At 30.8% G+C, this 12,148-nt stretch carries 11 protein-coding genes; 9 read left to right on the plus strand and 2 right to left on the minus strand.

Features of this window, described 5'->3' with window-relative positions; all coding sequences use genetic code 11:
* The first annotated feature begins 12 nt into the window (after positions 1-12).
* A complete protein-coding gene (locus BR69_RS0106435; RefSeq protein ID WP_027632453.1) occupies positions 13-261 on the plus strand; it encodes a TIGR04076 family protein in 249 nt (82 codons plus the stop codon).
* 260 nt (positions 262-521) lie between these two features.
* On the opposite strand, the gene BR69_RS0106440 is transcribed toward BR69_RS0106435, so the two are convergent.
* On the minus strand, positions 522-1,835 hold the full coding sequence (locus BR69_RS0106440; RefSeq protein WP_027632454.1) for a sodium-dependent transporter: 1,314 nt from the start codon (positions 1,833-1,835) through the stop codon (positions 522-524).
* 423 nt (positions 1,836-2,258) lie between these two features.
* Complete coding sequence (locus BR69_RS0106445; RefSeq protein WP_027632455.1) at positions 2,259-3,521, minus strand: D-alanyl-D-alanine carboxypeptidase family protein; 1,263 nt, start codon at positions 3,519-3,521, stop codon at positions 2,259-2,261.
* 200 nt (positions 3,522-3,721) lie between these two features.
* On the opposite strand from BR69_RS0106445, the gene BR69_RS0106450 reads away from it, so the two are divergent.
* From BR69_RS0106450 to BR69_RS0106485, 8 genes are all read left to right on the plus strand, one after another.
* Positions 3,722-4,348 carry a ComEA family DNA-binding protein gene (locus BR69_RS0106450; RefSeq protein ID WP_034849450.1) on the plus strand — a complete coding sequence of 209 codons (627 nt, stop codon included), beginning with the start codon at positions 3,722-3,724 and terminating at the stop codon, positions 4,346-4,348.
* A gap of 279 nt (positions 4,349-4,627) precedes the next feature.
* Entirely contained in the window at positions 4,628-5,656 is a 1,029-nt protein-coding gene (selD, locus tag BR69_RS0106455) for a selenide, water dikinase SelD (RefSeq protein WP_150112251.1), read from the plus strand.
* A gap of 16 nt (positions 5,657-5,672) precedes the next feature.
* Complete coding sequence (selA, locus tag BR69_RS0106460; RefSeq protein ID WP_027632458.1) at positions 5,673-7,061, plus strand: L-seryl-tRNA(Sec) selenium transferase; 1,389 nt, start codon at positions 5,673-5,675, stop codon at positions 7,059-7,061.
* 2 nt (positions 7,062-7,063) lie between these two features.
* Complete coding sequence (gene selB, locus BR69_RS0106465) at positions 7,064-8,971, plus strand: selenocysteine-specific translation elongation factor (protein ID WP_027632459.1); 1,908 nt, start codon at positions 7,064-7,066, stop codon at positions 8,969-8,971.
* A gap of 189 nt (positions 8,972-9,160) precedes the next feature.
* Entirely contained in the window at positions 9,161-9,409 is a 249-nt protein-coding gene (locus BR69_RS0106470; RefSeq protein WP_027632460.1) for a hypothetical protein, read from the plus strand.
* A gap of 222 nt (positions 9,410-9,631) precedes the next feature.
* On the plus strand, positions 9,632-10,390 hold the full coding sequence (locus BR69_RS0106475) for an acyl-CoA dehydratase activase (protein ID WP_027632461.1): 759 nt from the start codon (positions 9,632-9,634) through the stop codon (positions 10,388-10,390).
* 173 nt (positions 10,391-10,563) lie between these two features.
* A complete protein-coding gene (locus tag BR69_RS0106480; protein WP_027632462.1) occupies positions 10,564-11,709 on the plus strand; it encodes a double-cubane-cluster-containing anaerobic reductase in 1,146 nt (381 codons plus the stop codon).
* 205 nt (positions 11,710-11,914) lie between these two features.
* Positions 11,915-12,148: HTH domain-containing protein (locus BR69_RS0106485; protein WP_027632463.1), on the plus strand; the 234-nt coding region annotated here is incomplete at its 3' end.

Consider the following 12,148-nt stretch of genomic DNA (forward strand, 5'->3'; position numbering starts at 1 on the left):
GGAGGCGTTAAAATGCCTAAAGTGAAATTAACAATTGTTGAGAGCCGCTGCAGAAGTGGATATCATAGGAAAGGTGAATCTTACATTGTAGAAGATATTTGTCCACCTATATGTCATGAATTATGGAATAATATTTATCCAAATGTATGTGTTCTATTAAATGGAGGGATTTTAGACTATGGAAACAGTAAGGAGAAGAGGTTTGAAGCCAAATGTCCTGACAATGGTAGGGTATTAATACGCGGTGAGGTATTAGAGTAATTTTAAGACTAAAAATATTAATGAAGGTTACATTTATAAAGATTTTTCTTTAAAATATGATAGAAAAAAGTTAAAAAATTCTTCTAGAATATAGCGTAATATAAAATATTATTCTATTAAGTTAAAAAGTATGAAAGAATGAATATTGTGATAGCAAAGAAAATTTTATCTTCCCTATAGAAAAGGTACTATGAATATAAAAATTCATAGTACCTTTTACAGGACAAAGCTTATAGTTCATTATTGTATTTAGATAAAAGCTAGCCTATTCCGCCATATATAAATCCTAGAATAATTACTATAAAAGTAACTATAGGAAATAGGTACTTAGATAGATAGTAATAATATTTACCAGGAGACTTCTTAGCTCCAAGTTTTATTTCATCCATGGCATTGTTATAACCATATATCCAATAGAAAATAATAGCTACTATAAGAATACCTAAAGGAGCTAGGAATATAGTTATAAAGTCTGAGAACTTTGAAAAAGCATTCATACTTAAATTAAGAGGAAGAGATAGTATAAATCCTGTTAGGGCAACAATAATTGTAGATTTCTTTCTAGACCAATTAAAATGAGAGATAACAGCTTCTACAGGACCTTCAAGCATAACCACTGAAGAAGATATAGCTGCAAATATTACACTTAGGAAAAATACTATACTTACTATTCTACCAAAGGCCATAGATTTAAACATGGCAGGAACAGTTATGAAAAGTAGGGATGGCCCAGCTGCTATATCTAAGTCAAAAGCAAATACTGCAGGTATTATAACCAAGGATGCAAGTACAGCAGAGAGAGTAGTAAATACTGCAGTATTTAAAGTAGAGGAAATAAGATTTATGTCCTTATTTAAATAACTACCATACACCACTAAGGCACATCCAGTAAGAGAAATAGTAAAGAAAGCCTGTCCTAGTGCCATTACCCATGTTTTAACATCTAATAGATATTCCCATCTTGGATTAAAAAGATAACTAACTCCTTTAGAAGCTCCAGGAAGGGATAGGGAATTTATTGTAAGAAGTATAAATATTATAAATAAAGCAGGCATAATTATTTTGTTTAATTTTTCAATTCCTTTTGATATACCAAAAATAACAATACTTAATGTTAAAATAATAGCTAAACCATTCCAAAATATAGTTTCTTTAGTAGCAACAAAGCTTTGGAAGGCTTCAGTAGGACTTAAAGTTAAGATGTCTCCAGTTAAGCTTAAATAAAAATATTTTAATATCCATCCAACTACAACATTATAAAATACTAATATTCCAAATAAAGCTAGGGTAGGAATTAAGGAAATAATTTTATATCCTTTAAGATTTTTATCTTTAAAAACCTTTCTTATTCCAGTAAAAGATCCTGTACCTAGAGCACGACCAAAGGAAACTTCAGTTAAAAACCCAGTAGTACCAAAAACAAATACAAAGAATAAATAAGGAATAAGAAAGGCAGCACCACCATTTTCTCCTATTCTATAAGGAAACATCCATATGTTCCCAAGACCTACAGCTGCTCCAATACAAGACAGCACAAAACCTAATTTTCCTGAAAATTTTTCTCTTGAACTCATTTTATCACTCCTATTTATTTAATATATAGAAAAAGCCACATAGAATCTTCTATGTGGCTTAAAATTTTATATAAGTAAAGCCACATAGGTTATCCATGTGGCTTTTAAAAATCATAATTAGACCTTAGCCAACATAGATACAAACTTTTGATAAAGCTTGTATCTATGACGAAATCATAAATACAAACTCTATCTAAAGTGGCTAAAGTAAAAGTTATTAATATTAAGTTGTGAATAATTAGAATTTAAATACTTATTCATAATATTCTCCTTTTAGATAGTTTGTATTTTATTGTTTTTAATAATATCATCATAAAACCCCTTTGTCAATAAAAAAAGTATAATATTATACGGAAAAACTGGCAATTTATTAATTAAATCACTATATACAAATATATCCCCTAGAATTCTAGGGGATAAGGCTTAGCCTCTTTTAAATTTTTTATATCTTCTTTTAGCTAAGAATTTTCTCTTAATTTTATTAAATCTTATTATAAAAGTTAATATTATCACAAGTAAGATAGAACCTGGAATAATATAAAATAAATTATTGTATTTATCATTATAAGTAGAAATAATAGTTTTTGGTTTATCTTCTCCACTAAGAAGAGGTAACTTTCCAATAACTTTATTATTAAGGGATATAGTAGCCTCAGAAATCACATCATTTTTTACAAAATTTATTTTCTTTAGATCTTTAGAATTAATTTCTATTTTGGGAGAATCCATTAAATTTTTATTTTTTACATAATAGAAATCTTCCCTACTAATTAATGGTATAGAGGTTTCATATAAGGTTTCGTTACCTAAATTATCACCTTTATTTATAAGCTTTGAAATAGTAAAGTTATCAAATCCATAATTAAATAAGTTTATAGCATCTTTAAAATATTCATTTTTATTATCAGTATGTACTATAGCTGAAACAAGGGTTAGATTATCTTTTTTTGCAGCACTTACAAAACTATGCTTAGCCTCAACGGTGTATCCAGTTTTTCCTGCAATATATTCCTTATAATATAATGGATTTTTCTCAAACAATAAAGATACTCTGTTATTTACCCATCTATCTTTATCATATTTATTTGTTCCCTTAAATATATAAAAAGGTTTTTCACTTATTTCAAGAAACTTAGGATTCTTAATAGCTTCTCTCATTATAAGAGCTAAATCTCTTGCAGAAGTGTAATGGTTCTTATCATATAAGCCATTAGGGTTTACAAAGTTTGAATTGGTGGCTCCAAGCTCTTTAGCCCGCTTATTCATAAGCTTTGAGAACTCTTCTACAGAACCAGATATGTTTTCTGCTAAGGCAACAGCGGCATCATTACAAGATCCTATAAGTAAAGCATTAAGCAGGGATTCAACAGTAACGTCTTCTCCCTCTACAAGACCAAGGGCTGTTCCGTCAGCTGTGGGAGGAGTTTTACCTATAATAACCTTTTGATTTAATGATCTTTTCTCTAGGGTTATAAGAGCAGTTAATATTTTTGTAGTGGAAGCAGGAGGAAGGGGTTTATCCATATCCTTGTCAAACAAAACCTCTCCTGTAGTTGCTTCCATAAGAACTACTCCTGCACCTTCTACTTCTGGAGATGGTGTTTTAGCTAGAGCATTACTACTAAAATTTATATTCATAAAAATAAAAGAAATCAAACTTAAAGTGAACAATTTAAATGTTTTCATAATCCCTCCTAAACAAATAGTAAATTTATTAACCCAAACCAAAGTAATTAAAAATAATATTAAAAAATACAAATACATTGAATCTTTTAATATTATCTAAATTATTATAGCAGAAAATCTTTATTTTTTCGATATAAAAATTTGGAAAATTGGCAATAATTATGAATAAAAATTAATAAATTATGAAAGGAATACCATATATGAAAAAGAAAGAGAAAATAATAGGGGCAGCTTTAATACTGGTGATTTTTTCATCGATCCTAATATATAAATTTATAGATGGATATGTAGATACCTCTAAGGGTAATGTATTTAAGGAAGAAGATATTTTTGTAGAAAAATTAGAGAATCCGCCTAAGGAAAAAGAAGAAAAAAAGGTTTCTAAGGGAGGGAAAATAACAGTAGAAATTAAAGGGGCAGTCAAAAAACCAGGGGTATATATCATGGATAAAGACTCCATACTAAAGGATTTAATATATGAAGCACAGGGGATTAGTGAAGATGGGACTATAGATAATATTAACCAAGCAGAAAAACTTAGGGATAATAGTGCTTATAGGATACCCATAAAGGGAGAGGATAAGGTGAAGGGTGCTATGGTTTCAGCCTCTGGAGGAAGTAATTCTAGTGATGGAAAGGTTAATCTTAATTCTGCCACTAAGGAAGAACTTTTAAAACTGCCAGGAGTTGGAGCTGCCACAGCAGATAAAATTATAGCGTGGAGAGATAATAATGGAGGTTTTAAATCCATTGAAGATATAAAGAAGGTTTCTGGTATTGGGGAGAGTAAGTTTAATAATTTAAAAGAGAAGATAGAGGCACCCTAGTGGAATAGTAAAGTATTAGGATGGAAAATGAGTTAAGATCTAAGTTAAATCCTTATATAGGGTTTTAAGATGAGTCCTTTACTTATTCATTAAAAATATACCTTATTTATCTTACTTTAGGAATATGTATAAATTAACTTTAAAACTTAAAACCATATATAAAATAAGTTTTGAGTTAAAACTCTATATAATCCTATATTCTATAAATCTACATCTTCTTTTAAAATTTTATAAAATAAGATATAATTGAGAGAGAATAAAGGAATAGAGGTGAAACATATGATTAAAAAGTTAACAGAAATGACAAAAACCTCAGGATGAGCAGCAAAAATAGGGCCGGAGACCCTTTCAAAAATATTAGATAAGTTACCTAAAATGAGAAATGATAATTTAATTGTTGGAATTGAAACAAGTGATGATGCAGCAGTATATAAATTAAGTGATGATATAGCAACTATACAAACCTTAGACTTTTTTACACCAGTGGTAGATGATCCATATACTTTTGGACAGATTGCAGCAGCAAATTCTTTAAGTGATATATATGCCATGGGTGGAAAACCAGTGGTAGCTCTTAATATAGTATGTTTTCCAAATTGTTTAGACATAGAGATTTTAGGAGAAATACTTAAAGGTGGAGCCGATAAAGTTATAGAATCAGGGGCAGTTGTTGTAGGGGGACACTCTGTTCAAGATGATGAGCCTAAGTATGGATTATCTGTAACAGGTATTGTACATCCAGATAAGGTTTTAAAGAACTATGGATGTGAGATTTCTGATGTGCTTATTCTTACAAAACCTTTAGGAACAGGAATATTAAACACTGCTATAAAGGGAGAAATTGCATCTAAAGAGGCCTATGATACGGCTGTTAAAGTAATGACAACCCTTAATAAATATGCAGGAGAAATAATAATGGAACATAATATTACTGCATGTACAGATATTACAGGGTTTGGAATAATGGGACATGGATATGAAATGGCAAGTGGTTCAGATGTAACCCTAAAGTTATATAAGGATTCAATACCATATATAAAAGAAGCAAAAGAGTATGCAGAAATGGGACTTGTTCCAGAAGGTAGCTACAATAATAGGGCTTATTTAGATGGAAAGTATGAACTTAAAAATGTAGAGACTTGGATGGAAGATATATTATTTGACCCTCAAACTTCAGGAGGACTTTTAATAAGTGCTTCTAAAGAAGAGGGAGATATTATAATGGAAAGACTTAAAACGTTAGATCTTCCATGTGCAATAATTGGAGAGGTTATAGAAAAGGGTGAAAAGTATATAGTTGTGGAGTAATTAGGGAGGAAAGTCAATGAATAGAGAGTTACTTAGAAAACTTCCAAAGGTTGATGAAGTTCTTTTAAGAGAAGACATAAATGAGTTAATTGAAGCTCATGGTAGAGCAATAGTTGTAGATTCTCTAAGAGAAGGTATAGAATTCTATAGAAATAAAATTCTAAAGGATGAAATAAATAGCTTTGAGAAAGAAGAAGTTATAAATTATTCTTTAGGAATAATCACTAAAAAATCTAAACCAAGATTAAAAAGAGTTATAAATGGAGCAGGAATTGTAATTCATACTAACCTTGGAAGATCACTACTTTCTAAAGAAGCAGTGGAGAGCATGGCCATGGTTAGTGAGAGCTATAATAATTTAGAGTATGATATTGAAAAGGGAGCACGAGGATCAAGATATAGTCATATAGAGGATCTTTTAAAGAAAATAACAGGAGCAGAAGGAGCAGTAGTTGTAAACAATAATGCTGCTGCTGTTATGCTTGCTCTAAATACCTTATGCGAAGAAAAGGAAGCCATAGTTTCAAGGGGACAGCTAGTTGAAATCGGTGGTTCTTTTAGAGTTCCAGAGGTTATGAAATTTTCTAAAGCTAAGTTAGTAGAGGTGGGAACTACAAATAGAACTCATCTTTATGATTATGAAGATAATATAAGTGAAAATACAGGGGTGCTCCTTAAGGTTCATACTTCTAACTTTAAGATTATGGGATTTACTGAGGAAGTTCCTCTTGAGGATATGGTGTCTCTTGGGGAAAAATATAATGTGCCTGTAGTTGATGATTTAGGAAGTGGAGTTTTAGTGGATCTTTCTAAATATGGTTTTATATATGAGCCTACAGTACAAGAAAGTGTGAGAAAGGGTGCAGATGTTGTAACCTTTAGTGGAGATAAGATGCTGGGAGGTCCTCAGGCAGGAATCATAGTAGGAAAAAAAGAGTATATAGATAGAATAAAGAAGAACCAACTAACAAGAGCACTTAGAATAGATAAGATGAGAATTGCTGCTCTTGAGGCAACTTTAAGAACATATTTAGATGAAAAAGAGGCAGTTAAAAAAGTTCCTACATTAAGTATGATGCTCCTAAGCACGGAAGAATTAAAAAAGAGAGCACAGAGACTTAAAAGAAAATTAAAGGATGCGCCTAATCATTTAGAAGTTAAAATCTCAGAAGATTATTCTATGGTAGGAGGCGGATCTATGCCTACTGAAACTATGGATACTGTAGTTCTTAAAATAAAAAGTACTAAGCTTTCTTTAGTACAAATAGAAAATTATTTAAGAGCCTATGAGATTCCTATAATAGTAAGGGTAGGAAAGGGTGAGGTTATAATTGATGTTAGAACCTTGCTTGAAAAGGATTATGACATAATAGGAGAAGCATTTAAAGGGATTGGAGAGGAGTAAGCATGAAACATGTTATTGTAGGTACGGCAGGTCATATAGATCATGGTAAGACTACTCTTATTAAAGCCTTAACAGGTAGAGAGACAGATACATTAAGAGAGGAAAAGGATAGAGGAATATCTATAAACCTTGGATTTACTTTCTTTGATCTTCCTTCAAAAAGAAGAGCAGGAATAATCGATGTACCTGGTCATGAAAAGTTTGTAAAGAATATGCTAGCTGGAGTATCCTCAGTAGATATAGTAATACTTGTAATAGCTGCTGATGAAGGAATAATGCCTCAAACAGAGGAGCACTTTGAAATTCTTCAGCTTTTAAATGTAAAAAAAGGTATTGTAGCCTTAACTAAGGCAGATCTTGTAGATGAAGAATGGCTGGACATGATGAAAGAAGAAGTAAAAGAAAGGTTTAAAGGAACCTTCCTTGAAAATTCTCCTATAATACCTGTGTCTTCTAAAACTAAAATGGGTATGGATGAGCTTATAAATACCTTAGACGAGGCAACAGAAGAAGTAGAAGGTAAGGATACAGAAGGGCATTTTAGATTGCCAGTAGATAGGGTATTCTCTGTAAGTGGTTTTGGAACCGTTGTAACAGGAACTATAATAAGTGGTAAGGTTAAAGAAGGAGATATGGTAACCTTATATCCTTCAATGGCACAAGGTAAAATTAGAACCATACAGGTTCATGAGGAAAATGTGCCTTTTGCAGAAGCAGGTCAAAGGTGTGCCCTAAATATTTCAGGGGTTAAAAAAGATGATGTAGAAAGAGGAGATGTGGTTTCCATAGAGCATGTTATGGAACCATCTATGATTATAGATTCTAAGATTTATCACATTAAAAATGCAGATAAATCTATAGAAAATAGACAAAGACTAAGATTATATCATGGAACCTCAGAAATCCTTTGTAGAATTGTGATATTAGACAAGGAAGAAATAAAGCCAGGGGAAGAAGCTTACGTTCAGCTTAGATTAGAGGCACCTTTAACTGCTCAAAGAAATGATAGGTATGTTCTTAGAACCTATTCTCCAATGTATACTATAGCTGGAGGTAATATAATAGAACCTAAGGCTAAAAAGGCTAAGAGATTTAATGAAAAGTACTTAGAAGAACTTAAAATAAAAGAAAGTGGAGAAGCAGGAAGTATAATAGAGAACACAATTAAAAATATAAGTGATACCTTCTCAACTTCCTTTGATATAATAAAGGCCTTAGGAAAGAATGAAGAAGGCATAGAAGATAAGTTAAAAGCTCTTGTGGAAGAAGGATTAGTAATAGAATTAACTTCTCTAGATAAAAGTGTGTATTTACATAAATCTTTTATAAAGAAAAAGAGTGAGGATTTAGAATTAGTTTTAAATGCATACCATAAGGAAAATCCTTTGAAATACGGTATGGCTAAGGAAGAAATTAAAAATAAGATTTTTGGTAAAAGTCTTAAGCAAAAGAATTATGATGATATTTTAAAGGTTCTTCAAGACAGGGAAGTAATAAAGCAAGAAAATAATCTTATAGCTTTCTATACCTTTGAAATAAAGTACACTAAAGAACAAAAGGAAATAAAGAATAGAATAATTAATGCCTTTGAAAAGGGGGGATACACACCTCCAAAGTATGAGGATTTAGGTAAATTTGAAAAAGATAAAAAATCCTTTAAAATGGTTTATGATTCTTTAATAGATAATGGGGAGCTTATAAGGCTTGCAGATGATATAGTATTTACTAAGAATCACTATGAAAAGGCTAAGGATTTAGTTAAGGACTTCATAAATAAAAATGGGGGAATAACTCCAGCAGACGGGCGAGATATATTAAATTCCTCTAGAAAGTATGTAGTATCCTTATTTGAACATTTTGATTCTATAAAACTAACTAAAAGATTAGAAGATAAGAGAGTATTATTTTAAAGAATAGGCTTAATACTAAAAAACTTAGTATTAAGCCTATTTTTATTGAATATAGTAAAAATTGATACTTAAATACTCTTTAATTCTGAGTATAATGTAAAAATTTATCTTTTTATAAAATTAAGTAATTTATTTCTCTTAAGTAAAATATACTCTATAATATATGAATTTTATTAGGGGGAGTTAAAGATGAATAATTTAGTTTATTGCTTAACCTGTAGAAGGATTTTTCAAAGAGAGAACATATGTCCATATTGTAATGAGTCTAACATAAAAGAACTTGAACTTAATAATCCTGTCAATGTAATAGGAACAAAAATAAAGGGAAAGGTTCTAAAAATAAAAGGAAATGATGTAAGAATTTCTACAGTAAATCCAGATACTCATGAAAAACAGATAAAGGAATATAAGTGTGAGGAACTAAGAAAAATTATATAGCCAATATAGAATATTGGCTATATATAATTAATAAAAATAAAATAAAGAATTAAAAAATACCCTGTGGCTAAGAAAAATCTAGCAACAGGGTATACTTTATGATGTAATTAATAATTGCAATAGGTAAAGGATTACTTATTTGAATATGTAATATATATTTTTAATATAGCTTATTTACATTAGAATTAATGTAGTATATCAAAAGAAAAGGGGTTAGTTATTATGTATTATGTGGGAATTGATATAGGCTCTACAGGATCAAAAGTAGTGGTTTTTAAAGATGATGAAATAATAGATTTTTATGTAAGACCAACAGGGTGGAGCAGTGTAGAAACTGCCAATGAAATTAAGACAAGGCTTTTAGAAAAAGGGATAAATGATGAAAATAGCAAAATTGTAGCTACAGGCTATGGTAGGGTTTCAGTACCTTATGCAGATAAAGTTGTTACAGAAATAACCTGTCATGGAAAGGGAGCAGCTTACTTATTTAAGGATAAATGTACTGTTTTAGATATTGGTGGACAAGATACTAAGGTTATAACCTTAGAAGATGGCATGGTAAAAGATTTTATAATGAATGATAAGTGCTCAGCAGGTACAGGAAGATTTTTAGAGATTATGGCAAATACCTTAGGAGTAACCTTAGAAGAACTTAGTGAACTAGCTAAAAGTGGACAAGAAGTTACCATAAGCTCCATGTGTACAGTGTTTGCAGAATCAGAGGTTATAAGCCTTATAGGAAGGGGAACTAAAAAAGAGGATATAGCTTATGCAGTACTTGATTCTATAGCATCAAAGGTTAAATCTCTTTGCACAAAGCATGGAAGTAGTAATACATATTATTTAACTGGGGGACTTTGTGGTAATAGTAACCTCATATCTATGCTAGAGAAAAAACTAGGAGCAAAGGTACATAGTGGAGAACATGGTCGTTATGCTGGTGCCATAGGAGCTGCAATAGTAGCAAAAGGATTGAAGTAATGTAGAAGGGAGAGATTATTTCCAGGGTGGAGAAAATCTCTTAGGTTATAAGGAAAATAAACCTATATCTTAATACTCTTTATCTTAGAGTTAATACTTCTATATTATAAATAAAGATAGTATAAAATTAATTATGAAAAACTAATCTTATAAATATGACAGGGGGAAGTAAAATGGAAAATATGCCAAAGGCATTTGAAGAATTTAGTGATGCAAGAAAAAATGGGTTTGTAAAGGTTAAGGAATTTAAGGATAAGGGATATAAGGTGGTAGGTACCTTTTGTACCTTTACTCCTTGGGAGCTTATGGACGCAGCAGGAGCTATAGGGGTATCAGTATGTGGGGTAAGTGATGAAACTACAGAAGATGCAGAAGCTCATCTTCCAAAGAACCTATGTCCATTAATAAAATCTAGCTATGGTTTTGCTATAACTAATAAATGCCCTTACATATATTTTTCAGATTTAATAGTAGGGGAAACCACTTGTGATGGTAAGAAGAAGATGTTTGAACTTTTAGGAAGAATAAAAAATACCCATGTTATGCAACTTCCTCCAAGTAGTATTGGAGAGGAATCCTTTAATATGTGGAAAAGTGAGATTTTAAAATTAAAGGAAAGACTAGAAAATGATTTTCAAGTAGAAATAACAGAAGAAAAAATTAAGGAATCCATAAAAATAAAAAATGAGGAAAGAAGAGCAGCTGAGGAATTTTATTCCCTAGGAAAGCTTTGTCCTCCGCCTCTATGGGGCTATGATATGCAAAAGGTATTAGAGGGTATTAGCTATAGCCTTGATAGAAAAGAAGGAATAGTTAACTTAAAATCTTTAACTAAAGCCATAAGAGATAAATATGAGGAAGGAAACAAACCAGTCCCTAAATCAGCAGCTAGAATACTTATAACAGGATGCCCAAGTGGAGGAGTAGCAGATAAAGTAGTTAAATCCATAGAAGAAAATGGTGGAGTTGTAGTTTGCTATGAGAACTGTGGCGGGGTTAAAGAAAAAATGACCTTAGTTAGGGAGGATATAAATCCTATAGATGCATTAACAGAAAAATACTTATCTGTGCCTTGTTCTGTAATGTCACCTAATGATGGAAGATTGGATTTAATAGAAAAGCTTATTGATGAATATAAAATAGATGGAGTTATAGACATAACCCTTCAAGCTTGTCATACTTATGCCATAGAAACCTTTAATGTAAAGGAGAGGACTAATAGTAAGGGAGTACCTTATTTGAATATAGAAACTAATTACTCTCCTTCAGATATGGGACAGTTAAAAACAAGAATAGCTGCTTTTATTGAAATGTTATAATAGAATTAGCCTTTTAATATTAATAGTTTTAAATTGGATATTTCAAAGTATGTATAAAATAGTATTTTAGTTAAAAGATATAAATAAAAGTTAGGAGAACGTTTTAAAGTAAAATATACCCTATAGAGTAGACATGATAAAAAAAAGTCTATTCTATAGGGTTTTTATATTTATAATAGAATTATAAAGTTAGGAGTGAATAGAGATGAGTGAGAAATTATTTTCAAAAGAAGAGATAGAAATACTTTCTAATAATAAATATGTTAAAAATGTTAGCGAAAAAGGAATTACATACACTGATGAGTTTAAAAGACTGTTTATCGCCGAAAATGAAAAGGGTAAATTCCCGAGAGATATATTTTCAGAATGTGGTTTTGATATTAATATAATCGGTTTAAAAAGAATACGATCATCTGGTAGCAGATGGCGCTCCGCATTT

This window comes from Clostridium hydrogeniformans DSM 21757, assembly GCF_000686705.1.
GTDB classification, from domain to species: Bacteria; Bacillota; Clostridia; order Clostridiales; family Clostridiaceae; genus Clostridium_Z; species Clostridium_Z hydrogeniformans.

Excerpts from the sequence above, each read along its gene's own strand:
- selA (WP_027632458.1), top strand. The coding sequence starts at position 5,673 with ATGAATAGAGAGTTACTTAGAAAACTTCCAAAGGTTGATGAAGTTCTT.
- BR69_RS0106480 (WP_027632462.1), top strand. The coding sequence starts at position 10,564 with ATGGAAAATATGCCAAAGGCATTTGAAGAATTTAGTGATGCAAGAAAA.
- BR69_RS0106470 (WP_027632460.1), top strand. The coding sequence starts at position 9,161 with ATGAATAATTTAGTTTATTGCTTAACCTGTAGAAGGATTTTTCAAAGA.
- selB (WP_027632459.1), top strand. The coding sequence starts at position 7,064 with ATGAAACATGTTATTGTAGGTACGGCAGGTCATATAGATCATGGTAAG.
- BR69_RS0106440 (WP_027632454.1), bottom strand. The coding sequence starts at position 1,835 with ATGAGTTCAAGAGAAAAATTTTCAGGAAAATTAGGTTTTGTGCTGTCT.
- BR69_RS0106450 (WP_034849450.1), top strand. The coding sequence starts at position 3,722 with ATGAAAAAGAAAGAGAAAATAATAGGGGCAGCTTTAATACTGGTGATT.
- BR69_RS0106445 (WP_027632455.1), bottom strand. The coding sequence starts at position 3,521 with ATGAAAACATTTAAATTGTTCACTTTAAGTTTGATTTCTTTTATTTTT.
- BR69_RS0106475 (WP_027632461.1), top strand. The coding sequence starts at position 9,632 with ATGTATTATGTGGGAATTGATATAGGCTCTACAGGATCAAAAGTAGTG.
- BR69_RS0106435 (WP_027632453.1), top strand. The coding sequence starts at position 13 with ATGCCTAAAGTGAAATTAACAATTGTTGAGAGCCGCTGCAGAAGTGGA.